The 25,018-nt window shown below is 61.0% G+C and carries 22 protein-coding genes and 1 pseudogene; 12 read left to right on the top strand and 11 right to left on the bottom strand.

Going from position 1 to position 25,018, the window contains the following annotated elements; all coding sequences use genetic code 11:
- Positions 1–103 precede the first annotated feature (103 nt).
- The 4 genes from ACQRAP_RS01575 to ACQRAP_RS01560 all read left to right on the top strand — a co-directional run bounded on the left by ACQRAP_RS01575 (position 104) and on the right by ACQRAP_RS01560 (position 3,208).
- A complete protein-coding gene (locus tag ACQRAP_RS01575) occupies positions 104–442 on the top strand; it encodes a hypothetical protein (RefSeq protein WP_154515278.1) in 339 nt (112 codons plus the stop codon).
- An 80-nt stretch (positions 443–522) separates the two neighbouring features.
- Positions 523–1,218 carry a Bax inhibitor-1 family protein gene (locus ACQRAP_RS01570; RefSeq protein ID WP_154515280.1) on the top strand — a complete coding sequence of 232 codons (696 nt, stop codon included), beginning with the start codon at positions 523–525 and terminating at the stop codon, positions 1,216–1,218.
- A gap of 136 nt (positions 1,219–1,354) precedes the next feature.
- The gene (locus tag ACQRAP_RS01565; RefSeq protein WP_427727605.1) at positions 1,355–2,470 is read left to right on the top strand and encodes a TIGR02452 family protein; all 1,116 of its coding nucleotides are present in this window, start codon (positions 1,355–1,357) and stop codon (positions 2,468–2,470) included.
- Between the two features lie 78 nt (positions 2,471–2,548).
- The gene (locus ACQRAP_RS01560; RefSeq protein ID WP_427794726.1) at positions 2,549–3,208 is read left to right on the top strand and encodes an SGNH/GDSL hydrolase family protein; all 660 of its coding nucleotides are present in this window, start codon (positions 2,549–2,551) and stop codon (positions 3,206–3,208) included.
- A gap of 73 nt (positions 3,209–3,281) precedes the next feature.
- On the opposite strand, the gene thiD is transcribed toward ACQRAP_RS01560, so the two are convergent.
- Both thiD and thiC read right to left on the bottom strand, forming a co-directional pair.
- Positions 3,282–4,112, bottom strand: coding sequence for a bifunctional hydroxymethylpyrimidine kinase/phosphomethylpyrimidine kinase (gene thiD / locus ACQRAP_RS01555; protein ID WP_154515288.1), 831 nt, complete (start codon positions 4,110–4,112; stop codon positions 3,282–3,284).
- A gap of 177 nt (positions 4,113–4,289) precedes the next feature.
- Positions 4,290–5,624, bottom strand: coding sequence for a phosphomethylpyrimidine synthase ThiC (thiC, locus tag ACQRAP_RS01550; RefSeq protein ID WP_099431544.1), 1,335 nt, complete (start codon positions 5,622–5,624; stop codon positions 4,290–4,292).
- A gap of 171 nt (positions 5,625–5,795) precedes the next feature.
- Here thiC and ACQRAP_RS01545 point away from each other — a divergent pair, with 171 nt between their 5' ends.
- Positions 5,796–6,311 carry a hypothetical protein gene (locus ACQRAP_RS01545; protein WP_154515290.1) on the top strand — a complete coding sequence of 172 codons (516 nt, stop codon included), beginning with the start codon at positions 5,796–5,798 and terminating at the stop codon, positions 6,309–6,311.
- 40 nt (positions 6,312–6,351) lie between these two features.
- Here ACQRAP_RS01545 and ACQRAP_RS01540 read toward each other — a convergent pair whose 3' ends face one another.
- Together ACQRAP_RS01540 and ACQRAP_RS01535 are read right to left on the bottom strand one after the other, a co-directional pair.
- Positions 6,352–7,161: a YaaA family protein gene (locus ACQRAP_RS01540; RefSeq protein ID WP_427794725.1), complete on the bottom strand. Its 810-nt coding sequence runs from the start codon at positions 7,159–7,161 to the stop codon at positions 6,352–6,354.
- Between the two features lie 103 nt (positions 7,162–7,264).
- Positions 7,265–8,662 carry an aminopeptidase gene (locus ACQRAP_RS01535; protein ID WP_427794724.1) on the bottom strand — a complete coding sequence of 466 codons (1,398 nt, stop codon included), beginning with the start codon at positions 8,660–8,662 and terminating at the stop codon, positions 7,265–7,267.
- Positions 8,663–8,828: 166 nt separating this feature from the next.
- Between ACQRAP_RS01535 and polA the strand changes: the two genes are divergently transcribed.
- A complete protein-coding gene (polA, locus tag ACQRAP_RS01530) occupies positions 8,829–11,579 on the top strand; it encodes a DNA polymerase I (protein WP_427794723.1) in 2,751 nt (916 codons plus the stop codon).
- 272 nt (positions 11,580–11,851) lie between these two features.
- On the opposite strand, the gene ACQRAP_RS01525 is transcribed toward polA, so the two are convergent.
- Positions 11,852–12,679, bottom strand: a complete 828-nt coding sequence (locus ACQRAP_RS01525; protein ID WP_427794722.1) for an HAD family hydrolase — start codon at positions 12,677–12,679, stop codon at positions 11,852–11,854.
- A gap of 554 nt (positions 12,680–13,233) precedes the next feature.
- On the opposite strand from ACQRAP_RS01525, the gene ACQRAP_RS01520 reads away from it, so the two are divergent.
- From ACQRAP_RS01520 to ndk, 4 genes are all read left to right on the top strand, one after another.
- Positions 13,234–14,460, top strand: coding sequence for an argininosuccinate synthase (locus ACQRAP_RS01520; RefSeq protein WP_035138001.1), 1,227 nt, complete (start codon positions 13,234–13,236; stop codon positions 14,458–14,460).
- A 234-nt stretch (positions 14,461–14,694) separates the two neighbouring features.
- Positions 14,695–14,865: a hypothetical protein gene (locus ACQRAP_RS01515; protein ID WP_427794721.1), complete on the top strand. Its 171-nt coding sequence runs from the start codon at positions 14,695–14,697 to the stop codon at positions 14,863–14,865.
- Between the two features lie 118 nt (positions 14,866–14,983).
- Positions 14,984–16,414, top strand: a complete 1,431-nt coding sequence (argH, locus tag ACQRAP_RS01510; protein ID WP_427794720.1) for an argininosuccinate lyase — start codon at positions 14,984–14,986, stop codon at positions 16,412–16,414.
- Between the two features lie 385 nt (positions 16,415–16,799).
- A complete protein-coding gene (gene ndk, locus ACQRAP_RS01505; protein WP_055251725.1) occupies positions 16,800–17,204 on the top strand; it encodes a nucleoside-diphosphate kinase in 405 nt (134 codons plus the stop codon).
- Positions 17,205–17,381: 177 nt separating this feature from the next.
- On the opposite strand, the gene rpiB is transcribed toward ndk, so the two are convergent.
- Positions 17,382–17,849: a ribose 5-phosphate isomerase B gene (gene rpiB, locus ACQRAP_RS01500; protein ID WP_427727588.1), complete on the bottom strand. Its 468-nt coding sequence runs from the start codon at positions 17,847–17,849 to the stop codon at positions 17,382–17,384.
- A gap of 269 nt (positions 17,850–18,118) precedes the next feature.
- Here rpiB and ACQRAP_RS01495 point away from each other — a divergent pair, with 269 nt between their 5' ends.
- Positions 18,119–19,441: a serine dehydratase subunit alpha family protein gene (locus tag ACQRAP_RS01495; RefSeq protein WP_427794719.1), complete on the top strand. Its 1,323-nt coding sequence runs from the start codon at positions 18,119–18,121 to the stop codon at positions 19,439–19,441.
- Between the two features lie 366 nt (positions 19,442–19,807).
- On the opposite strand, the pseudogene ACQRAP_RS01490 reads toward ACQRAP_RS01495, so the two are convergent.
- From ACQRAP_RS01490 to ACQRAP_RS01470, 5 genes and pseudogenes are all read right to left on the bottom strand, one after another.
- Positions 19,808–19,978, bottom strand: a pseudogene (locus tag ACQRAP_RS01490) (helix-turn-helix transcriptional regulator); the annotation flags it as partial.
- 146 nt (positions 19,979–20,124) lie between these two features.
- Complete coding sequence (locus ACQRAP_RS01485; RefSeq protein WP_427747764.1) at positions 20,125–20,478, bottom strand: hypothetical protein; 354 nt, start codon at positions 20,476–20,478, stop codon at positions 20,125–20,127.
- Between the two features lie 100 nt (positions 20,479–20,578).
- A complete protein-coding gene (locus ACQRAP_RS01480) occupies positions 20,579–21,199 on the bottom strand; it encodes a helix-turn-helix domain-containing protein (RefSeq protein ID WP_368145195.1) in 621 nt (206 codons plus the stop codon).
- Positions 21,200–21,541: 342 nt separating this feature from the next.
- Positions 21,542–21,733, bottom strand: a complete 192-nt coding sequence (locus ACQRAP_RS01475; RefSeq protein ID WP_117743601.1) for an Arc family DNA binding domain-containing protein — start codon at positions 21,731–21,733, stop codon at positions 21,542–21,544.
- 63 nt (positions 21,734–21,796) lie between these two features.
- Complete coding sequence (locus ACQRAP_RS01470; RefSeq protein ID WP_117734981.1) at positions 21,797–22,816, bottom strand: SPFH domain-containing protein; 1,020 nt, start codon at positions 22,814–22,816, stop codon at positions 21,797–21,799.
- A gap of 388 nt (positions 22,817–23,204) precedes the next feature.
- Here ACQRAP_RS01470 and ACQRAP_RS01465 point away from each other — a divergent pair, with 388 nt between their 5' ends.
- A complete protein-coding gene (locus ACQRAP_RS01465; RefSeq protein WP_427719692.1) occupies positions 23,205–24,455 on the top strand; it encodes an MFS transporter in 1,251 nt (416 codons plus the stop codon).
- The last annotated feature ends 563 nt before the right edge of the window (positions 24,456–25,018 follow it).

Raw genomic sequence — 25,018 nt, 5'->3', positions numbered from 1 at the left:
CTTTTTGCTAACACGCCGTGAGGACACGTGCGCTCGCTCCGACACCCCAAAACCACAGTCTGTTCGCTTTACAATATGCAAACATGCGTTCGATAATAGGGGCATGGAATATCGACAGACAGATGGCAAAACTCGGCGCGTGCACAAGCAGTATGTGGACGTCGTGGCCCGCATCCTCGCGGGCGGACAAGTTGTGCCGGTTACCGTCTGCTGGGTCGACGGTCGCTGCTTTACGATTGACGAGATTGTCTCGTCTACCGGTTTTGGCCTGACGGTTCACGGCATTCGTACGGCAACCTATAAGGTTCGTTTTGGCGGACATACGACCGAGCTGTATCTGGAAGACCAGGCGCGTGAGCGACCGGATGGCTCGCAGGCTCATCTGATGCGGTGGTGGGTGTGGGCGTTCGACCGCACACTCGAGAGTGAGCGCCGCGGGTAAGAGCGCGCGCCATTCGGGTACAATGGCAGGAATCTTGTCACCTACGGCGCTGTCGCGGCGCTTTTTGAAAGGACGAAATTATGAACGATATCCAGGGCTATCAGAACGGCCCCATCGAGACCGGAGCAAGCCGTGCCAAGGAGATGTCGCCGCGCGCGTACAACCTTGCCATGTCTGCCCTGATCTTTTTGGGTTTTTGCGCTATGGGCGCTGGCGCCTACTTTACGGGCACCATGTCGTTTGCGCGCATGATGATGAGTGGCGCCGCCCTGCCGCTGGTCTTTGGCTCGTTTATCCTGACCATTGTCGGCATCGTCATGATGTCGGCCGCCGCCAGCAAGCAGTCCGTGGGCCTGTCGCTCGCGGGTTACGCGATCTTTGCGAGCACCTTTGGTCTGACCGCGTCGTTTGGCCTTGCCAACTACGACCTGCCCACCATCAACACTGCCTTTATCGCCACTGCCGCCATCACCTTTGTCTTTGGCGCACTGGGCGTGACCTTCCCCAAATTCTTCCAGCGTGTGTACGGCATTGGTTTTGGCATTCTGCTTGCCACGATTCTGGTCGAGATCGTGCTGATGTTCATGGGCGTCTCGCAGACCATCACCGACCTGATCGTGATTGTGGTGTTCGCCGGCTTTATTGGCTACGACACCTATGTGGCCACGACGGTGCCGCCCACGCTGCCCAACGCCGTGCTCATGGCGTCCAACCTGTTCGTGGACATTATCAACGTGTTCCTGCGCATTCTGAACATCCTTGGTCGTCGCGACTAGTGCCAGATTGCAGCGGTGCTTGCCGCGCGCAAATCGATGCGAAAGGCGGTCCTTCGGGGCCGCCTTTTTTGTACGCGGCGGGGTATCATGGATGGGAAAAGCCGATAGCGGCAGCGACCGAGAAAGGTGACCACTTATGGCAGACGTCGACAACAGGAACCGTAACCGTAGGCCCAACCGCGCGGGACAGCCCAATCCCAAGCGCGAGGCCCGTGCCAAGGCCGCCGAGCGTCACGTGGCGACTGTGTCCGAAGCGTGCGCAAAGGATATCGAGCGCTCGCTTGCCGGCGTGCGCGAGTTCGAGGGCATGCCTGCCGGATTTGTCGCGGCGATGAAGGCTAAGGCCCAGGTGGCTGCTGCCGAAGAGCAGGTTACCGATGAGTCTGAGGCCACCGAGGTTGCGCCTGCCGAGACCGAGGTCGTGGCCGAGCCTGTGCCCGCAGAGGAAGCCACGGAGACCGAGCCCGCGCCTGCTGCCGAGGAGCCCGCTCCGGTCCTGCCCGAGGTCACCGTGCTCGACGCCTCTGCCACGCAGGCCATTCTGGATAACGGCCGAGGCTACGCGCAGTTCTGCGACATGGCCGTGCTCGCCTTTGCCTCGTTCACCAACCCGGGCGGTGGCTACATCCAGGGCTATCTGGGTCAGGAGGCCACGCTCTGTGCCGATTCGTATCTGTACAATGTGCTCGATAAGCAGCGCAAATGGTACGGCGAGAACCGTCGCCGCAACATCAACTGTGAGCTGTACCGCAACCGCGCGCTGGTGGTGCCTGCGGTGCGCTTCGACCGTAACCACGTGCATGCGTACGCCGACGTGATCGTTGCCGCTGCGCCCAACGCCAAGCGCGCTCGCCAGGAGTATCGCGTGGGTGACGATGCCCTGCTGGACGCCCTGCGCGATCGTATCCGCTTTGTGCTGGCCATCTGCGACGAGCTTGGTCGCGAGAAGCTCGTGCTGGGCGCCTGGGGCTGTGACAACAACGGCTTTGACGCCGAGGCCGTGGCCGAGCTCTTCCGCAAGGAGCTCGCATCGGGCGACTTTAAGGTCAAGCAGGTCTTCTTTGCCGTGCCCTCTACGCGCTGGGACGAGGATTTTGCCAAGTTCGAGCACGTGCTGGCAAGCTTCCCCGAGCGCAACGAGGAGTCCTATGCCCAGGTTGCCGCCCGTGCCGCGGCCGCCCGTGCCGCCGAGCAGGCTCATGCCGCTGCCGAGGACGACGAGGATGATGACGACTGGCGCAAGTATCTGTAATCGGTGCGCGCTGACAGATAGGTCGAGCCGGCGGGAGGGGCTGCTCCCGTCGGCTTTTTGCTGAAGGAGGGGTTTGCGATGAAAAACGTCCTGTGCTTTGGTGACAGCAATACCTATGGCTACGATCCGGCGGGCATGCGCGATGGCACCGCGGTGCGCTATGCGCACGATGTGCGCTGGTGCGGCGTGGCCCAGCGCGACCTGGGCGAGGGCTGGCATGTGATTGAGGAAGGCCTAAACGGCCGCACAACGGTGCGCGACGATATGTGTCATCTGGACACTAATCTCAACGGCATCCGCGCGTTGCCGATGCTGCTCGAGGCCCATAAGCCGCTGGACGCCATTGTGATCATGCTGGGCACCAACGACTGCAAGACGGTCTTTAACGTGACAGCTTCCGATATCGCCCGTGGCGCCATGGCGCTGATTCGCGCCGTCCGCGCGTTCCCGTGGACCGACGCTGCGCCCTGCCCGCGCATTCTGCTGATGGCGCCTATCAAGATTAAACCGCAGATCGCCGATGTGTACATGACCGACTTTGACGAGCGTTCCGTCGAGGCCTCGGAGCATTTTGCCGAATACTATGCGTATGTCGCTGAGCAGTTTGGCTGCGACTTTTTGAATGCCGCCGATTTTGCCGAGCCGGGCGATATCGATTATCTGCACATGATGCCCGAAAGCCATGAGAACCTGGGCCACGCCGTGGCAGCCAAGCTCCAAGAGATGCTCGGTCAGTAGCGCGACCCCAAACCACCACAAAGGGACAGGCGCCTTTGCGGTGGTTTGTGCGGTGGTTTTGGCTGCTGGCTTTTTAGTACTGCCACATGTGGTTGACGGGGCCGGAGCCCTTGCCCATGTTCAGGCCGGCGGCGAGAGCGCCGGTTAGGTAGGCCTTGCCGGCGTTGACGGCATCGGCAAGATCCATGCCCTGGGCCAGCGCGCAGGCGATGGCGGACGAAAGCGTACAGCCGGTACCATGCGTGTTGGCGGTCTCGATGCGCTTGTGGCGGAACCACGTGGTGAGCGGATCGCCCAGGTGGTTGCCCTCGTCATCGAGCGGCGCGGGCTCTGCTAGCACATCGTTGGCCTCGTTGACAAAATGCCCGCCCTTAACGAGGGACGCGCAGCCAAAGCGGCGGGTGAGGAGCATGGCAGCGTTTTGCTGTGTGCGCTCGGAATCGACCTCGTAGTCGAGCAGCGCCATGGCCTCGGGAATATTGGGCGTGATGACGGTCGCCAGCGGGAACAGGCGGCGTGTAAGCGCTTCGGCGGCGTCCTCGGCGATGAGACGAGCACCCGAAGTGGCGACCATGACGGGGTCGACGACGATATTTTGTGCGTCCCAGGCGCTCAGGCGGTCGGCTATGACTTCGATAATCTCGGCAGAAGAAACCATGCCGATCTTGACGGCACTGGGGCGGATATCGTCAAAAACGGCATCGATTTGCGCCGCGACAATATCCGGGGAGATGTTCTGCACGGCGGTGACGCCTAGGGTGTTCTGTGCGGTGATGGCCGTGATGACCGTCTCGGCATACAGGCGGTGCGCCGTGATGGTCTTGATGTCGGCCTGAATGCCGGCACCGCCGCTGGAATCGGATCCTGCGATGGATAGAACGGCTGGTACCTTGCTGCGATCCATGTTCGCTCCCTTGTTCGGTCGGATTCAAATGGGTCTCCTGCCCACATTATAAAGTTGCCCGGGCCGGCTGTATGCCGATCCCGGGCGGGTGGTGCAATCTTTACGTAAAAGTAAGAAAATGTTCACACGTCAACAATTGACGAACGCCTTGTGGCCGATTATGGGTCCGGTGACGAGTTAGTCCTCCATGCCGAGGTCGATCGTCGTGCCCTCGAACACCTTGTTGACGGTGCGGACGGCGCACATCTTGCCGCACATGGTGCAGGTGCCCTCGGTGGCAGCAGGGGATTCCTCGTAGCGCTTCTTGCCGGTGACCGGGTCGAGCGCGCACTTCCACATGGCGTCCCAGTCGAGCTTGCGGCGTGCCTGGCCCATCTTGTCGTCCATGTCGCGGGCGTGGGGCACCTTTTTGGCGATGTCGGCGGCGTGTGCGGCAATCTTGGTGGCCATGAGGCCGTCGAGCACATCCTGGGCGTTAGGCAGGCATAGGTGCTCTGCCGGTGTCACGTAGCACAAAAAGTCGGCACCCGAGCTCGCGGAGATGGCGCCACCGATGGCTGCGGTGATGTGGTCGTAGCCCACGCCGATATCGGTCACCAGCGGCCCGAGCACGTAGAACGGGGCGTTGTGGCACAGGCGCTTCTGCAGTTTCATGTTGGCGGCGATCTCGTCGAGCGCCATGTGACCCGGGCCCTCGACCATGACCTGGACGCCGGCGGCCCAAGCGCGCTTGCACAGCTTGCCCAGCTCGATCATCTCGGCGGTCTCGGTGGCGTCGTTGGAGTCGTAGAGGCAGCCCGGGCGGCAGGAGTCGCCGAGCGAAATCGTCACGTCGTACTCGTGGCAGATTTCGAGCAGCTCGTCAAAGTACTCGTAGAAGGGGTTCTCGTTGCCGGTGACCTCCATCCAGCCAAACAGCAGTGAGCCGCCGCGGCTGACGATGTTCATGAGACGGCCGGTCTCCTTAAAGGTTTTGGTGACCGACTTGTTGATGCCGCAGTGGATGGTCATAAAGTCCACGCCGTCCTCGGCGTGCGCGCGCACGACCTCGAACAGGTCGTCCTTGGTAAGCTTGACAAGCGGCTTTTCCATGTAGCCGATGGCGTCGTACATGGGGACGGTGCCCACCATGAGCGGCGTCTCGTCGATGAGCTGCTGGCGGAATTGGCGCGTCTTGCCCGAGTTGGAGAGGTCCATGATGGCGTCGGCGCCAAAGTCCTCGGCGATCTTGACCTTCTTCCATTCCTCGGCGGCATCGGCCTTGTCGCCCGAGATGCCCAGGTTGACGTTGACCTTGGTAGACAGGCCCTCGCCGACGCCAAAGGCACGCATGCCCTTTTTGATATGCACGATGTTGGCGGGAATGGCGATGCGGCCGTCGGCCACGCGCTCGCGGATGTACTCGGGGTCGCGATGCTCGCGCTCGGCAACCTCCTTCATCTGCGGTGTGATTTGCCCGGCGCGGGCGAAGTCGATTTGCGTGACGAGCTTGGGCTCGGTCTGTGTGCTCATTGGCACGGCTCCCTTCGTTGGCATTACCCATATCAGGTTTGCGGGTCAGGGCGGGCGCGCCCAGTCTCAGCCTGCCGTCTTGTCCTGCAAGCTCCCCGTTTATGTGGTGGGCTCAAGTATAGCTCGAATGGGTACGATTGACGCGACGAGCATGCCCGCGGGGAGGCGAACATGGAAGACAAGCATCTGTATCGAGAGACGCAGTGGGATGTGTCGGCCGAGGAGAGCCGCGCCCATCATGGGCTGGTCGCAATTGGTTTCGCGATTCTTGTCGTGATGGTGATTGCCTGTTGTATCTGGACATTTGGCGGGCGTGGGGGAGTTTCCTGGACGTTTGAGGCGGACGATAGCCTGCCGATTATGACGGCGAAGGTCGCGGGTGGCAATACCGTTGCCGCGCCGGGCGACTATTGGTATCCGCGCGACAAGTTTGTGCAACTGCAGCTGAGTGGTGGTTCCATTCCTGGTGAAGAGATCGAGCGTGTGACCTTCGATGCGTCGCTTAGGACGCTGTCGGTCGAGCTCAAAGATCAGGGGGATGTACCCACGACCATGGATATAGCCCTGACGGAATGGCGCCTGGAGCCTCCGTCGGGTGTTGAGGCGTCCGAGGTGGAGCACGTTAAGGTTACCTACCAAGATGGCTCGACGAGCGAGATTGCAAAAGCCGACGGCCTGGCGGAATAGACGCCGTGCCTAGGCAGCACATTCAAAAGAAGCGTTAGTCCTACAAGGCCTGTTCGTTCAGGAAGACCAAAGTGTTTTTATTTGAAAGCTCGGGAAAGTAACGATAACCAACGTCGAACGCGGTGAGCCCGCTTACATCCTCGAACTTGTTTTCTGCCATCCAGCGCACCATGGAGCCGCGCGCTTTTTTGCTGGCGGTCGAGCGTTGGATGGGCTTGCCGTTGCGGATGCCTTCGCCAAAGAGACATGTGACGACCGTGGCGTCGGTGGTGAGGCGGGTCAGAACGGCTTTGGCGTATTCCGCGCTGGCGAGGTTGACGATCGTGGCGTTGGAGCCTGCCGGAGCGATGACCCGTGCGAGCTTGTCGCCCCAAAACGCGTAGAGGTCTCGGGCATCGTCGACGGCAAGCTTCGCGCCCATCTCCAGCCGATACGGTTCAACGGCATGAAAGGGGCGTACGCATCCGTAAAGGCCCGAGAGGATCCACAGATGGTCTTGCAGCCATGCGAGCTGTGCGGAATCCATCACCTCGGGCGCCATGCTTTGGTATTGAATGCCGTGATAGGACATGACGGCAGGGGAGAGGTGACGGGCGAGTGCGGGATTGTCGAGATCGCCGTTTTGCAAGATGGGCTCGAACTCATGCAGGGTGTTGAGGCAGGGCCCCAGCAGTTTGTTACTCACGTTCCACAGCGTCTGCAGGCTGCCGCTGCCTTCATTCCGCTCGATATCTAGCAGTGCGCGGTGGAGGCGAGCCGTCTCGCGCACAAAGGGTGGAATGCCCAGGACTTCAAAAGCATCTTGGGCCGCGCGCATCTGCTTGGCGGGCGAAATGATGACCTGCAGCATGGCCTCTCCTCTGTCAAAAAGGAAGTTGCGGTGTAATACGGTCTGTTTTGGCCGTTTATGGGCCAGTTTAGTCCGTATCTCACCGCAACTGATGAAGGGTTGATTAGGCGCGCTCGATGAAGGCCTTGTAGCCGCGATAGGCCTCGTAGATATCGGCCTTGTTGGCGACCTCCCACAGGGCGTGCATGGACAGGACGGCAACGCCGGAGTCGATGACGTTCATGCCGTACTTGGCCATGATGTAGGCGATGGTGCCACCGCCGCCCGCGTTGACGCGACCGAGCTCGCAGGTCTGGAAGTCCACGCCGGCCTCGTCCATAATGTCGCGGATGAGGGCCATATACTCGGCGTCGGCGTCGTTGGAGCCGCCCTTGCCGCGGCTGCCCGTGTACTTGTTAAAGCACAGGCCGCGACCCATAAAGGCTGCATTCTTGGTCTCGAACTTGCCGGCGTAGCCCGGGTCGAAGCCGGCGGATACGTCAGAGGAGAGCATGCGGCTGCGGGCGAGTGCGCGGCGCAGGGCCAGCGGGCTGCCCTCGCCGGCGAGCGTCATGATCTCGGCGACGGTGTTCTCGAAGAAGCGGCTTGTCATGCCGGTGGCGCCCACGGAGCCAATCTCCTCCTTGTCGACGATGAGCGTGATGCTCGTGCGCTCCACGTTGGCCACATTGATCTGGGCGAGCATGGAGGGGTAGGCGCAGACGCGGTCGTCGTGGCCATAGCCCAAAATCATGGAGCGGTCGAGGCCCATGTCGCGGGCGGGGCCGGCGGGCACGACCTCGATTTCGGCGGAGAGGAAGTCCTCCTCCTCGACGTCGTACTGCTCCTTGAGGATATCCAGGAACATCTGCTTGACGGGCTCGGTGGGAGCGTCCTTGTCGTCCTCGTCAAATTTTACGGGACGGCCGCCCACGATCACGTCGAGGATCTCGGCGTCGACGGCGTCCTTGGCGGGCTTGGACATCTGCTCGCTCGAGAGGTGGATCAGCAGGTCGGAGATGGTAAAGACCGGATCGTCGGCCTTGTCGCCGATGTTGATGTCGACGGTGGTGCCGTCCTTTTTGCAGATGACGCCCACGAGTGCGAGCGGGGAGGCCACCCAGTGGTAGCTCTTGACGCCACCGTAGTAGTGCGTGTCGAGGTAGGCCATGTCGCCGGCCTCGAAGGCGGGATTCTGCTTGAGGTCCAGGCGCGGCGAGTCCACGTGGGCGCCCAGGATGTTAAAGCCCTGCTCGAGCGGGGCGGTGCCCAGGTTGACGAGCATAAGATCCTTGCCGTGGTTGGCGGCGTACACCTTGTCGCCTGCCTTGAGCTCGCGGCCTTCGGCGATCACGGTCTCCAGGTCGACGTATCCCGCCTCCTCGGCCATCTTGATGCCGGTCTTGACGCACAGACGCTCGGTCTTGTTCTCGCTCAAAAACTGCTTATAGCCGCGGCAAAGCTCCTCGAGCTCCTCGATTTGCTGTGGCGTGTACTTTTTCCATGCGCAGGGACGCTCCATGACGCAGGCTCCTTTCGGATCGATCGTGCTGGTTGTTGTACCGTGAGCCATCGTATCACGCGCGGGCTCACGGTGGCGGGGGAGCTTGATGCGCGGTGGCCGCGGGGCGGGGAGCGTGTAAACTGGAGTGAGCAAGCCGTGCCCAGTCCAAAGCGAGGTATTCAATATGTCTGACAAGCGCCGCACCTTTGCCGTTATCGACGGCAACTCGCTCATGCACCGCGCCTTCCACGCCGTGCCGCCGACCATGAACGCGCCGGACGGTCGCCCCACCAACGCGATCTTTGGCTTTCTGAACATGTTTCTTAAGATGATCGATGCCTTTAACCCCGACGGTGTGGTCGTGGCGTTTGACAAGGGCAAGCCGCGCGTGCGCATGGAGATGCTGCCGCAGTATAAGGCGCAGCGCCCGCCCATGGACCCCGATCTGCATGCGCAGTTTCCCATGATTAAGGAGCTGCTCACGGCGATCAACGTGCCAATTCTGCAGTCCGAGGGTTGGGAAGGCGACGATATTCTGGGAACCATGGCGCGCCTGGGTGAGGAGGCCGGCTGCGACATGCTGCTGGTGACCGGCGACCGTGACATGTATCAGCTTGTGACCGAGCACGTCAACGTGGTCTCGACTCGCAAGGGCCTGTCCGACGTGGCGATCATGACGCCCGAGAGCGTGGACGACCTGTATCACGGCATTACGCCGGCGCTCGTGCCCGATTTTTACGGCCTGAAGGGCGATACGTCGGACAACATTCCCGGCGTACCGGGCATCGGCCCCAAAAAGGCGAGCGCACTCATCGCGCAGTACGGCAGCTTGGACGAGGTCATTGCGCATGCTGACGAGGTCAAGGGCAAGATGGGCGAGAACCTGCGTGCACACATCGACGATGCGCTGCTGAGCCGCAAGGTTGCGACCATCCGCACCGATGCACCTGTCGAGCTCGACTTTGACGCGACGTCCTTCCCATCGTTTTCTGCCGATGAGGTGTCCGCGGCGCTGGGCGCACTTGGCATTACGGCCATGCAGAACCGCTTCCTGGCGCTGATTGGCGGCGAGGGCGGGGTCGTGCCCGCTGCCAGCGCGTTCGAGATACCCGCGGTTTCGCGTGCCGCCGCCGGCGATGCTGAGGCGCTTGCTGCTGTGGCGGCCGAGATCTCTCGCGCGATTGATGCGGGCGAGTGGGTCGCCGCCGTGGTGGACGATGACAAGGAGGAGGGTGCGCTCTTTGGCCTGACGCGTACGCTGTGGCTGGCGACGTCCAAGGGACTCTTTTCGCTCGAGGAAGCCGATGACGGCACGCCTGCCGCTGTCGGGGGCTTCAATTCTGTCCACGGCGTTATCGCTGGCGTGCTCGCGCGCCTGTTTATGGAGGGCCGCGTGGCGAGCCCGGACATGAAGGCGTTGCTGCATGAGCTTTCGCCCATCGATTCTTCTGAGCCCGAGCTCATGGACCCGCTGGCAGTCGATTCCGTGCGCATCTTTGATACCGTGGTTGCCGCGTACCTGTTGGATTCCGACCGTTCCGAGTTTGACGAGGCATATCTGGCCGATACCTATCTGCAGATGGCGCTGCCTGCGGCGCGCGGTGCGGATGGTGCTGGCGAGGACGCTCCTGCTCCTGCTGCCCGTACCGTGGCGTTGACGCTGGCACTCGTGGCGCCGCTTCGCGACCGCATGGCCCGCGAGAACGCCGCCAACGTGTTCGATGGCATTGAGATGCCGCTCGTGCCGGTGCTTGCCAAGATGGAGCGCGCGGGCATGCTCGTAGATCCCGACCGGCTGCACAGCCTGTCCGAGGGCCTGGCGACCCAGATCACCGAGGTCGAGCGCAGCATTCGCGACCTGGCAGGTGATGAGACGTTTAACATCGGCAGTCCCATGCAGCTCTCGCACGTGCTCTTTGACGTTATGGGGCTTCCGACCAAGGGCCTCAAAAAGACCAAGCGCGGGTACTATTCGACCAACGCCAAAGTGCTGAGCGACCTTGCGCGCGACCACGAAATCGTGCGCCTGATTTTGGACTGGCGTGAGAAGTCCAAGATTAAGTCGACCTATCTGGACACGCTAGGTCCGCTGCGCCGTGGTGACGGTCGCGTGCACACCACGTACAACCAGACCATCACGGCAACGGGTCGCCTGTCCTCGAGCGACCCGAACCTGCAGAACATCCCGACGCGCTCTGAGCTGGGCCGTACCGTTAAGACGGCGTTTTCGGCAGGCGAGGGCAGCGTCTTTTTGGCGGTGGACTACTCGCAGATCGAGCTGCGTCTACTCGCGCATCTCTCGGGTGACGAGCACCTGGTGCGCGCCTTTAACGAGGGCGAGGACTTCCATGCCGAGACGGCCGCGCGCGTGTTTGGCGTTTCCGTGTCCGAGGTAACGCCCGACCTGCGCAGTCGCGCCAAGGCCGTGAATTTTGGCATTGTGTATGGTCAGCAGGCGTACGGTCTGTCGCAGTCGCTGCACATCTCGATGGCCGAGGCGCGTGGCATGATCGATCGCTACTACGAGGCCTACCCGGGCGTGCGCACGTTCCTCGACAACGTGGTGGCGCGCGCCAAGCAGACGGGCTACGCCGAGACCATGTACGGTCGCCGGCGTCATATTCCGGAGCTCAAGGCCAAAAACCCACAGCTCCGCGGCTTTGGTGAGCGCACGGCCATGAACCATCCCATGCAGGGCACTGCGGCCGACATCATCAAGATCGCGATGGCCCGCGTAAGCCGCCGCCTGGAAGAAGAGGGCTTTGCCGCCCACATGATCTTGCAGGTGCACGACGAACTGGACTTTGAGTGCCCCGTCGACGAAGTCGAGCGCCTGACCGCCATGGTCCGCGACGTCATGGAGCACGTAGTAGACCTCCGCGTACCCCTCATCGCCGAAGCCAGCACCGGCATAACCTGGTCCGACGCGAAATAGGAAAGCAACCACAGTTCCAAAGTAACTAAAGGCAGAAGGGGGCTCCTTGCCAACAAGGAGCCCCCTTCATTCCAAAAAATCAGCCAAGTATCTAGACACCCAAGACGCCATCTAGGCGGCAAGCAAGTCAACATAGCCATGCCCGGGGCCGGCCGTTTGATTTTTGTAGATTCCGCACGAGCCGGAAAGCACTTAATGTGCTTTCCGAGCGAGCCCAGGACCTGACCGAGCAAAAATCAAACGGCCGGCCCCGGGCATGGCGACGAGATAGATTACCGAGCCGCCAAGATGGCGTCGACGAGCGTCAGTACGCCCCCGTCGTTGTTGCTCGGAATGCGCCACTTGGCGTGCGCATTCATATGCTCTTCGGCATTGTCCACGATAAAGCTATGCCCGACGCGCTCGAGCATGGGGATGTCGTTGTAGGTGTCGCCCACGGCGGCGGCATCGGCGATATCGATGCCCAAGTGCTCGCACAGGTGCGCGACGCCGGCGCCCTTGTCGACGCCCAGGTTCATAAAGTCGATCCACTCGCGGCCCGCATTGGTGACGTAGAGCTTGTCCGAGAACGTGGGGTTATAGGTCTCGCGGAACGCAGGCTCGGCGTCGTAGGCGGGGAAGAAGATCGAAATCTTGTTGGATTCGACGTCAAGACCCTCAAAGGTGTCGATGTAGTTGATGGCAGAATAGTAGATGCTGATCTCGTCGTGGTACTTGTGGTCGTGCGCCAAAACGTAAGCATCGTCATAGCAGCATAGGACGGGTACGGCACGCGGGTCCTCCACGGCATGTGCCAGGACCTTGTGGTAGAGCGCCACATCGATATTGCTCTTATAGATATAGTTGCCGCGATATATCACGCACGCGCCGTTATCGGGGCAAAAAGCGATGCGGCTCTTGATGTCCTCGAACATCTCCTCGAGCTTGGGGGCGGGACGTCCGCTGGCGGGGCAGAATACGATGCCGGCTTCGGCGAGCTTGTCCAGGCGTTCGTCAAGGCCTTGCGGCAGCACGCGCTCGTCGGTCAGCAGCGTCTTGTCCATGTCGACGGCGATGAGCTTAATGTTTCCGATATTGGCGTCCGATTCGTAAGTTTGCATAAAAGCGAGCCTTTCGTTTCGAAATTGTTTCAGACGTTATAACCAACAACTCGTAACCAGGCGTATTTTCGCAGGAACGGAGCGTATTTGCACTGCATTTCACAAACTAATGAAAAAACTTTTCAGAAATTTGAATTTGTCGCTTGTGCAGCAGGCACTTTAGCGTAATATAGCGACCATCGAAAACGGAGACGGCAAAAGAGCCGCTTACCGAGGAAAAGGTACCGTTTGCGATATTAGAATTGCGCCCGGCGATGTGTGAAAGGAGAGGCAGATGCAGTTCGTACAGATCATCACCACTGCAGACAATGCCCTCCGACGCCAGCGCGCAATTTCCCGACGACGATAACAATCGTCTCTGTCCGCATGGGGCGAATTGCCTCAACAGAGTCGTTTTAAGGTCGTTGGGTTTTAGCACGACATTGCTGCATGTTTCTAGGGCATGTATGTGCTGATTTTTGCTATTTAACCTGATATTGCACGGTACGTGACCTTGAAATGACTTGCAACTGACCGATGTTCTAACTAGCTACCAAGGGCGAAAGGAAACAGCCATGAGCAAGGAAAAAGTAGTTCTCGCATATTCCGGTGGTCTTGATACATCCGTATGTGTCAAGTGGCTCCAGGACGAGAAGAATCTCGATGTTGTTTGCGTCTGCGGCAACGTGGGCCAGGAGGAGACCGGCCTGGATGCCAAGAAACAGAAAGCGCTCGACCTGGGCGTTCTTGATTGCCAGGTGCTCGACCTGCGCGATGAGTTCTCCGATGAGTTCCTGACCAAGGCCATCGCCGCAAATTCCATGTACGAGAACAAGTACCCGCTGCTTTCCGCTCTGTCTCGCCCGCTGCTCGCCAAGAAGCTTGTCGAGGTCGCCCACGAGTTTGGCGCGACCTACGTCGCCCACGGCTGCACCGGCAAGGGTAACGACCAGGTTCGTTTTGAGGCTGCCGTCAAGGCCCTCGACCCCGAGCTTAAGGTTATCGCCCCGGTTCGCGAGTGGGATCTGAAGTGCCGTCCCGACGAGGTCGCCTATGCTCACGCCCACAACGTGCCGGTTCCCGAGGGTGCCAACGACAACCCCTATTCCATCGACGACAACCTGTGGGGTCGTGCCATTGAGTGCGGCCACCTGGAGGATCCCTGGAACGAGCCGCTCGACGACGCCTGGGTTATGACCAAGAATCCCGAGGACACGCCCGACACCCCGACCTACACCGAGATTGAGTTTGAGGCCGGCAAGCCCGTCGCCGTCGACGGCAAGAAGATGAAGCTCTCCGAGATCGTCATCGCCCTCAACAAGATTTCGGGCGATAACGGCTTTGGTCGTCTCGACCTGGTCGAGGATCGTCTGGTGGGCCTCAAGAGCCGCGAGTGCTATGAGGTTCCCGGCGCCCTGACGCTTATCACCGCCCACAAGGCGCTCGAGGATATTTGTGTCGAGGGCGATCTGCTCAAGACCAAGATTAAGCTCGAGCAGGATTGGGCCACCGCCGTGTACAACGGCCAGTGGTACAGCCCGCTCAAAAACGCACTCGACGCCTTTATGGCCGATACCCAGAAGTTCGTGACCGGTACCGTTCGTCTGAAGTTCTTTAAGGGCAACTGCCATGTTGTCGGCCGCAAGAGCCCCTTCAGCCTCTATGACTACGGTCTGGCCACCTACGACCGCGACACCACGTTTGACGAGAAGGCCAGCGCCGGCTTTATCGAGATCGACACGCTGTCGCTCAAGACGTGGGCCAAGGTCCAGGGTCCCAGCTCTGCTGCCGCTCAGGCTTAAGTCTTTCTCCCTTGGTATCCGCGCGGCCCATCCGCGTGATACATAACGGGCGCATGGGGTCCCTACCTTTCGTTATGCTTGCTGACACTTCTTAACATCGGTGGCCCCTACATTCCGCCCGCATATATGATGCCGCGTCTGCGGCTGAGTCCGAGCCCCGCCGGGGTTGTCCGGCGGGGCTCCTTCTATCAATTTGGCGGCTCTGCGCCTATATATATCTGAGGAGTATCCATTATGTTCAATGCTATCGCGCATGCTTTACTTGCCCTCGCGCCCGAGTTCGATGCTGCAAAGGTCGAGGATGTCCCTATGAGCCTGAAGGCATGGATTGACGGCTCGGCAAACAACGGCTGGCGGGAGTCGATGGGCGCCAAGTGCCTGGTGCGTCACTTCTTTGCAAATTAGCCACATGGTCTCGCGCTCGGTGGGGAATGTGCAAAACTAGCGGTTGATAAATCGCTTTAGCGACATGGCGCTTTGCTTTGGGCGCTTGTTTTGGTATTTAGAGAAAGGGGACGGTTCCATGGCTCTTTGGGGCGGTCGTTTTGAGGCAGGCGTGGCCGAGGTCACGCAGGAGTTTGGCGCGTCGCTGCCGGTCGACAAACATCTCTATAAGCAGGATATCGCTGGCTCTAAGGCACATGCCAAGATGCTGGCGGCCCAGGGCATTATCAGTGCAAAGGACGAGCAGGCGATTGCCGAGGGTCTGACCGCAATCGAACAGGATATCGATGCCGGCGACTTCACCTTCGATATCAACGACGAGGACATTCATATGTCCATCGAGAGCGAGCTGACCCGTCGCATCGGCGAGGCGGGCAAGCGCCTGCATACCGGGCGTTCGCGCAACGACCAGGTGGCGACCGATACGCGCCTGGGCGTCAAGGCGCTGGCCAAGGAGCTCATGGAGGCCAATCTTGAGCTGCGCCACGTGCTGGTGGATGCGGCCAAACAGTACGACAAGGTGATTCTGCCGGGTTACACGCACATGCAGCATGCTCAGCCCGTGCTGCTGTCGCATCATCTGCTGGCGTATTCTTGGATGTTCGCGCGCGACTTTACACGCCTGAAGGCCGCCTTTGATGCTGCCGACAACTGCCCACTGGGCGCTGCCGCGCTTGCCGGTACGAGCTATCCGCTCGATCGTCAGATGACGGCCGCCGAACTTGGCTTTGCGGGCGTGATTCCCAACTCGCTCGATGCGGTTTCCGACCGTGATTTCCTCCTCGATCTGCATTACGCCGGCTCCGTCATGGCGATGCACCTGTCGCGTCTTTCCGAGGAGATCGTGCTGTGGTCGAGCTCCGAGTTTGGCTTTATCACGCTTTCCGACTCGTATTCCACTGGCTCGTCCATCATGCCGCAGAAGAAGAACCCCGATTTTGCCGAGCTTATCCGCGGCAAGAGCGGCCGAGTCTATGGCAACCTGGTGCAGCTGCTCGTGACCATGAAGGGCCTGCCGCTCGCTTATAACAAGGACTTGCAGGAGGACAAGGAGGGCGCGCTCGATACCGCCCATACGCTCATGCAGTGCCTGTCCGTTATGGCCGGTATGATTTCGACCTGGACCGTCAACGAGGATGCCATGGCGCGCGAGTGCGGCGTGGGGCACCTTGCCGCCACCGATGTTGCCGATTACCTGGCCAAGCGTGGCCTGCCGTTCCGCGAGGCCCACGCCGTGGTGGGCCATTTGGTCCTGATGTGCGAGAAGCGCGGCTGCAATCTTGAGGACCTGCCGTTTGAGGTGTTCCAAGAGGCTAGCCCGCTCTTTGAGCACGACATTACCGAGGCGCTCGACATTCCGTCGATTGTCGCTGCACGCACGACCGAGGGCGGTACCGCCCCTGCCGCCGTTGCCGTGCAGCTGCAGCGTGCCCAGGCACAACTCGTTGCCGACGAAGGTGTGCTTGGATCGCTGACCAAGGTCGTCGAGATGGGCCACGGGGCAAAGTAAGGGTTTAGTTGAAGCGGCTTTGGCCATTTATTGATAAATCGTTTTTGCTTTTACGGGCGTCTGTTGCTGCGGGCGCCCGTATTTTGTTGTAATGGGGAAGGGGCTTGTCGATAACTTCTGTAGGACCTTTGGGCAGGTTGTGAAGGGGCTACGTTCACGGGCGGCAACCGACCGTCCGCTCGGTTCGGTGCGGTTGATGCGCGGTCGGATGGTACTCTAATCGGGCTTCGAAACAGAAGTGACACATATGGAACGTTTTAATAAATTGTAGTGTTTCAATAAACAGTTTTTTGTTTAACTGCAGCTAAAACTCTGTTACGATGCAGTCCAGGCGGGTGCCGGAATGGGACTTGGGCACGCGCGAACCTACTTGAAAGGCTACCTTATGGCTATCGAGAAGACCTTCATTATGATTAAGCCCGACGCTGTGCGCGATCGCAAGATCGGCGAGATCGTCGCTCGCATTGAGCGTAGCGGCCTTGTCATCGAACGCATGGAGATGACCACGCTCGAGCGTGCTACCGTCGAGGAGCACTACGCCCATCTGGCCGACAAGCCCTTCTTTGGCGGTCTCTGCGACTTTATGACGAGCGGTCCGGTCGTCAAGATGGTCGTTTCCGGTCTCTCCGCCGTCTCCAAGATGCGCACCCTTATGGGCGCTACCAACCCGCTTGACGCTGCCCCCGGCACCATTCGCGGCGACTTCGCTGTCGATGTCAACGCCAACGTGATCCACGGCTCCGACTGCCTGGAGAACGCCGAGATCGAGATCAAGCGCTTCTTTGGCTAAACCAGCTTTGACTCCTCAAAGCTGTTAGCGTGTGGCTTTGGCGCCGCGGAATTCCATCCGCGGCGCCCTTTTTATTCCAGTAGATTTCTAGGTATATCCCAAAAATCTACTAAACAGCCCCCGTCCGGATGTGTGTTCCGGACGGGGGCTGTCGTTAACGTATGGTGTTGTAGGTCTTTAAGCCTCGTCGACGACCTTGAGTCCGCGGGTCTGGTCAATCTCGTTGATGAGATTGACGCGACGCTCGTGGCGGCCGCCCTCAAACTCGGCGTCGAGCCACTCGTCGACAATCATCTTGGCGAGCTCGGAGCCCACGACGCGGGCACCAAAGGCGAGCACGTTGGTGTTGTTGTGCATGCGGGAGAGCTTGGCGCTGAAGGGCTCGGAGCACACGACGGCGCGTACGCCCTCGACCTTGTTGGCAGCCAGGCTAATCCCGACGCCGGTGCCACAGATGATGATGCCCAGGTCGACGTCGCCGTTGGCAACGGCCTTACCCACCTTGTAGCCGGCGATGGGGTAGTCAAAGCTCTCGGAGGTGTCGGTGCCAAAGTTCACGACCTCGCAGCCGCGCTCCTTCAGGTGCTCGGAGATGATGTTCTTGAGCTCGACGGCGGCGTGGTCGTTACCGATACCGATCTTCATGGATGCTTCCTCTCTGGTCTGTGCGGCGAGATTGCTAAAGGTTTTACCGCGTTCGACTGCATGATAGCGCGACTTTTGTGTAAACGCTCGGGCGTTTTTTGCTCAAACGCTTTAGCATGCAATAAGACCGGCTTATCATAAATAATGCCGCCAATTTGTGCTCGAGCGCCGTCCGCCGGAACCATGGTTGTGGTTTTTGATGCATTGTTATCAAATAAAATAACGAACTATTTTGAGAGCCCAGCCCGTTATACAAGTAGGAGATACCTATGCCTGCCGATTCCCTTCGTGATACCGCGTTTTGCGATGTTTTGAACCGCGAGCTTGTCTGTGCGCTCGGCTGCACCGAGCCCATTGCCGTTGCCTATGCAGCGGCGCTGGCGAGCCAGACGCTCGGCTGCGAACCCGACCATATGGATGTTGCCTGCTCGGGCAACATCATCAAGAACGTAAAGAGCGTGACCGTGCCTAACTCGGGCGGTATGCATGGTATTGAAGCCGCGGCCGTGCTGGGTGCTGTGGGCGGCGACGCCAAGAGCGCGCTCGAGGTGCTCGAGAGTGTTGACGATAAAGACCGTGCTCGCGTGGCCGAGCTCCTCGCCGATGCCGGCTACTGCGATGTGTCGCTTGTCGAGGGCGTGCCCAACCTCTACATCAAGGTGACTGCCACGGCCGGGGGGCATACCGCGGTCGTCGAGATTACCGACCACCACACCAATGTTACGTGCCATACACTCGACGGTATTCCGGTGTGCGGCAAGTCGGTGGGGGAGTGTGCCGCCTGCGCCGAGCGCGTCGTGGCCGAGCGTGCCGCCGATAACGCCGATACGCCCATGTCGATTGAGTCTATCATTGACTTTATCGAGGACGGCGACATCGAGGGCGCCCGCGCTGCCGTTGAGCGTCAGATTGAGCTGAACGGCGCTATTAGCGCCGAGGGCTTGGCGAACGCTTGGGGCGCCGAGGTGGGCCGTACGCTGCTGGGCGCTCGCGCCGACGACGTCGCCTGCCGTGCGCGTGCGCGTGCCGCCGCCGGGTCTGACGCCCGTATGAACGGCTGTGCGCTACCGGTCGCCATTGTGTGCGGCTCGGGCAACCAGGGTATTACCTGTGCGTTGCCCGTTATGGAATATGCCGACTACCTGCGCTGCGACCACGAGCGCCTGGTGCGCGCCGTGATGCTGTCCGATCTTATTGCCGTGCATATCAAGAGCTATATTGGTGCGCTCTCGGCGTTTTGCGGTGCTATTTGCGCTGCGTGCGGTGCCGGCGCGGCGATTACCTGGCTGTGCGGTGGCACGCGCGAGCAGATCGGCGCGACGGTCTCCAATACGCTCGGTAACGTGGGCGGCATCGTGTGCGATGGCGCCAAGGCAAGCTGCGCCGCTAAGATTTCCGCTGCCGTTGATGCGGCGATTCTGGGCCACGATATGGCCATGCAGGGCCGCGGCTTCCGTGCCGGCGAGGGCCTGATTCAGGATACGGTGGAAGAGACGATCGCCAGCATGGGCTATGTGGGCCGCGTTGGCATGAAGGATACCGACGTCGAGATCCTCAACATCATGATCGGCAAGACCATCGTCGACTGCTAGGGGCTCTGGGGCACTGCATCTTGTTGTTGAAACTATCGCGCTTGTGGCTGTAAAGCACCTGTCTGCATTGCGGACAGCGAGGATCTCGCGGTATGTCACCAGGTCGTTCTCGCGCTTGATGCGCTCGAGGACGGTCGCGACAACAAGCGCCGCTATCGCCGGCAGGAACGCCGCAGCCGCGGCGACGCCGGCGCCCCAGGTGCCCTCCATCCAGTTAAACGCCGGCGACAGTATCAGTGCGAACGCCACCGCCAGCAACGCGAGCATCAGCACGGCCAGCCATAGCATCCGCGTTCCCATGCGCTTGCGATCTCTTTCGACTGCCTCTTCCATAACGGTCACGTCTCCCTTCACGAGCGTGTCTATGGAGGTGTCGAATAGGATGCTCAGCATGAGCAGACTCTGGACGTCCGGATACGTCTTGTCCCGCTCCCAGTTGCTGATCGTCTGACGCGACACGTAGAGTTTCTCGGCGAGTTGTTCTTGGGAGAGCCCCATCGCCTCGCGCCGCGTCTTGATCTGGTTGCTGATGTCCATCGTCACCTCCCGGTCGTGAAGGAGCGTCCCGCGAACACGCCGGGTGCGCTATCGAATCTGTTGTACATCATATGCGGCAAGGCTTGCCGGGCGCTGCAAAAACTGTTTTGCACGGGGTTTACCTGCATGATTGTTGCTGCGATGGCTTAGCGATGTTGTCGAGCAGTCATCCAAGTGTACAGGCCCATGGCGGCGTAGCCGATTGCGGTATAGGCAACCCCATGGAACGCAAGGTCCTGGCTGCCCTCGACCGCGAGGGGAAACAGGACCGCGGGTCCGATTCCGAGCGCCGCGGGTACCCAGAAGAGCGTCCTCGCGGAGTTTGCGGCGAGCAGGCCGAGGGCGATCGCAGTTACGGGGAGCACGAGGTAGATCAGCGCCATCATGGCGATCATACCGGCATCGGATGGGACGAAGCTCACCAGGAGGGCGGGGATTGCCCAGCAGGCGCCAACGATTGCGATCAATGCGATGAGGGACGCGCGTACGGTGACGTTCATGGGGCACCTGCTAACGGGAATCGCCCCCATTCTGGCATACATCTTCAGAATGGGGGCTAAGGGGGATACCATTTCGGGGAACGGGCGCGTACCCGCGCTTTTAACTCAGCATCTTGGCGAGCATGCCGATGCCGACGCCCACCAGTCCGCCGGCGATGGCGCCGATGATGATCTGCACCGCGTTGCGCGTGCCCTTGACCCAAGGGTTCATCTCGCGCTCACGGCGCCCCTCGAGCGTGTCGCGATCGACCTGCTCGCCGCGGCTAAACGCCAACACCTCGCGGTACGTGACGAGGTCGTGCTGCTTCTTCATGCGTTCCATATACACGAACGCCACGAGCATCACGACGAGCGCCACGGCGGCAAACGCCGCGGTGGGCGCGATGTGCATGCCCCAGCCCCATTCGAGCTGGAACGCCGCCCACGCGCTCAGCACCAAAAACACGACCGCGCTCACGACCGTGATTGTGGAGAGGGCGTTGTACTTCTTGACCGCTTCGTTCATTACCTGTGCCATGGTTTCCACATCTCCTTTGATGAGGGAGTCCACGGTCACCCCGAACACGTTGGAAAGCAGCAGCAGGCTCTGGACATCCGGATACGTACGGCCGCACTCCCAGTTGCTGATGGTCTGGCGCGACACGTAGATGCGCTCCGCCAGATCGTCTTGGGACAGTCCGAGCTCCGTGCGATGCTCCTTGATGTGCGAGCCCAGCTCCATGCGTTTGCTCCCTAGAGGGTCGGGGTGACCCCTGTCGAGAGCCACCATGTCATTGACGCGAGCATCGTACCATCAAAGGTCTTTATATTTGACCCCCACGGGGCAAAATCGAGCTGTCAAAAGGCTTTATATACGACATCTAGCTGGGAAAAGAACGGTCCCCAAAGGCGGATGCCTCCGGGGACCGGTTGGTGCGTATAGAGGGGGCGAGCTTGCTTTGGGTTGGTGTTGGCCCCGCCGTTCGGCTCGACTTTGGAGCGGCGGGGCTCAGCTCTGCCTCGACCGCGGCGCGGGGCGCGGCTTTGTCCCGACGTCGGCAGCGGCCGAGCCCTGTCTTCCAGCTTAGCCCTCCTCGCCTTTGGGTGCGTCCTTGGACGAGGGCTCTTTCTTCGGCAGCCTTCCCGCGCGTTTGAGGGCGTCTCGCAAGATCCATTCCACCTGACCGTTGGCGCTGCGCATCTCATCGTCCGCCCAGCGTTGGACGGCCTCCCAGATAGCGGGGTCTATACGGAGTGGATACTGCTTGCGTGCCATGACGTGCCTTCTTGTCGAATGTGCAATTCTGCACCCGTCCCAAATTACTCATTGGTGTTGGGGTTAGTACAGCGAGCCTGCGTTGAGCACCGGGTGCGCCTCGGATTCACCGCAGAGCACCACCATGAGGTTGCTGGCCATCTGCGCCTTGCGCTCGTCGTCCAGCTCGATGGTGCCGCCGGCAGCCATCTCCTTCACGGCCATGTCGACCATGGAGACCGCGCCCTCGACGATCTTCTTGCGTGCGGCGATGACGGCCTCGGCCTGCTGGCGGCGCAGCATCGCCTGGGCGATCTCGGGGGAGTAGGCGAGGTGCGTGAGACGTGCATCGTCGACCTCGACGCCGGCGGGCGCCAGGCGCATCGCGAGCTCGCGGCGCAGGGCTTCGGAGACCTCTTCCACATTGGCGCGCAGCGTGATGGCGCCGGCGGCATCGGACTCGTCCTCCAGGTGGTCGTAGGCGTACACGCTCGCCACGTGGCGCAGCGCCGTCTCGGCCTGCATGGCGACATAGCTCTGGTAGTCGTCGACGTCGAAGAGCGCCTTGGCGGTATCGGCGACGTGCCACACCACGACGGTTGCGATCTCGATGGGGTTGCCCATTTTGTCGTTGACCTTCAGGCGCTCGCCATTCAGGGTGCGCACGCGGGTGGAGATGGTGGTGGGGTTGCCCTTGGCGGCCTTCTGCGCCGCGGCCTTGGCGGCCTTGGAATCGCTCATCTCGAGCTCGATCATCTCGCCGATCCCGGCCGATCCGCCCATGCTCTTGCTAAAGAACGGGTTGGCCCAGAAGAAGCCCTCGTCGCGGACGGTGCCCACGTACTTGCCGAACAGGATGCACACGCGCGCCTGGCCGGGCTGCAGCGAGAAGAATCCGTTGAGTGGGATGAACCACAGGCAAAACGCGAGGATGCTGAGGCCGAGCCCCCATCCGTAGACTGCGGGCGCGTCGACGCCGTCGGGCGTGCTCGCGAGCCCGATGGTGCTCCAGATAAAGAGGCCGATGATGGCGATGAGCGCCACCGCCACGGCGACGAGCATGCCGTAGCCCGACTTGGCCTTGAGTTGCTTTTCCACGCTCATTGTGAGTTCCTTTCACGACTGCGCCGGCGTTTGCGTGACGTCCCCGGCGCCGCGCTCCAGATTGCGATGGGGAGGAGGCGAGTCCCCGAGCAGTCCGTGCGACTGCTGATTGCATTGTGATATCACATTGAGACCAAGTCAAGGAGAATCGGATGCCGTCTCTCATGGCATAAGTGGTTCGGGGCGCCCGGCATCTACGCTCCGTAGAGGTCTTCCTGTTGCATCTTGGCTCGCAAGTCCCTATAATAGCTCCACTCACGGCTGAAGGTTTACCTCTAGATTTGGAAAGGGGAGCTGCACCATGCTTGCTTCCATTTGGCTCTAGCCACGGTCGCGTGAGCGACCGGTACTTCGCTGCATACCACCGATCGCATCAAAGGATTATTCCATGACACAACCGAATCCCTGCGCTTCTTGGAAGCGCTCGCTCGCCATCGTCTGGATCGGCGAGTTCTTCTCCGTGCTCACGAGCTCCATTCTGCAGATGGGTCTCATCTGGCACGTCACCCTCACCACCGGCTCCGCGAGCGCCCTGTCGTTCGTGAGCCTGGCGGCCTTCTTGCCCATGGCGCTCCTCGGCGCCTTCGCGGGCACCATCGTGGACCGCACGTCCATCAAGCGTCTCATGATCGGCGCCGATCTCTTCATCGCGGCCGTGAGCCTCACGCTTGTCTTCGGCTCGCTTCGGGGCGACCTTTCTGTCGCCGTTGTGGCGGCGGTGCTGTTCGTCCGTGCGCTGGGCAGCACGCTCCATACGCCCGCCTTCAACGCGCTCACACCGCTCATCGCCCCGCCCGAGGTGCTCGGCAAGCTGGCGGGCATGCTGCAGTTCATGCAGTCGGGTAGCTATATCATCGGCAACGCCATCGCCGCGGCGGTCTACCCGGCGTTTGGTCTGACTTTCATGATCGCGCTCGATGTCGCCGGGGCGGTGCTCGCGAGCATCGCGGTGGCGACCTCCGGCATCAAGACGCCGGCGCCCGAGCGCCATACGCCCGAGGAGAACGCCGAGGCGTCGCACCGCGCGGTGCGGGCCTTCCTATTGGAGACGGCCAACGGGTACCGCGAGCTCAAACGCCATCACGGTCTGTTCGCCATGCTCTGGATCGGCTTCGCCTTCTCGGTCCTGTTCTCGCCCATATCCGCGCTGTTCCCGCTCATGGTGTTCGACCATTTTGGGGGCACCACTACGCAGTCGGCTATCGCGGAGATCGCGTTCTCGGTCGGCATGATCGCGGCGAGCGGCTGGATCGGGGCGACGGGTGGCCTTAAGAACCGCGCTCTTTCGTGCACGCTGGCCATCGGCCTCATCGGAGCCGCCGCGCTCGCGGGCGGCCTCGTGCCCCCTTCCGCGCTCGTTGTGTTTCTGGGGCTTACGTTCGCGATGGGGGTCTCGAGTCCGCTGTACAGCGCGCCGCAGATGGCGCTCATGCAGGAGCGCGTCGATCCCGAGTGCATGGGCCGCGTCTTCGGTCTGTACGGAGCGGTCTGCAGCTGGGCTATGCCCGTGGGGCTCGTCGCATCGACCTTGTTCGCGGACGCCATCGGCGTAAGCGCGTGCTTCGTGCTCATCGGTGCTGCAATGGTGATCCTAGCAGGCATCACCTGGGCGATCCCGAGCATCCGCAAGATTGGGTAGCGCTCTGGCGGAGTGCGTTTCGTTTCGGACGGCTCGTAGGGTCGCTGCGACGTGAAGGGTGGTCGACGGTGCGCCTGCGAGGGCGCCGTCGACCACCCTTTTGTTTAATTCGTCTGGCCCGGCGCCGATCATCATCTGTTCGCCGGGCGATTGCGATGCCGCCGCTTGCCGATACGCGGCTCCTTACGTTGTGCGCATCCCATCGTTCTGGCAGCGTTTCCTGCAGTTAATCTCCAGAGCTCGAGGCGGTGGCCCCTATGAGTAATCTGCTCGAATCCATTCTGCGCGTCGGTATGACCGTGTTCATCGTCGGCCCGCTCACTGCATGGGTCGCCCGCCGCGGCGCGAGCGAGCGCAGCGAGGCAACGGACAGCCTCGATTGCTTCACGGTGCGCATGCCCGCAGCCATCCGCACGATCATCGCCTGCTGCGCCGTCGCGTTCGAACTGCTCATGCTGGGTGTCTACGTCTGGCAGGGCGTCTCGCTGGGCGAGTGGGACCACGAACTTGTGTGGTTCGGTCATGCCATGGCGCTCGCGGGTATGGCTATCTGGGCCTTGCTG

The sequence above is a fragment of the Collinsella sp. SGI.180 genome, assembly GCF_050313455.1.
GTDB lineage: Bacteria > Actinomycetota > Coriobacteriia > Coriobacteriales > Coriobacteriaceae > Collinsella.
Note: the sequence above shows the minus strand (reverse complement) of the source record. Positions and strands in the feature narration are given on the sequence as shown.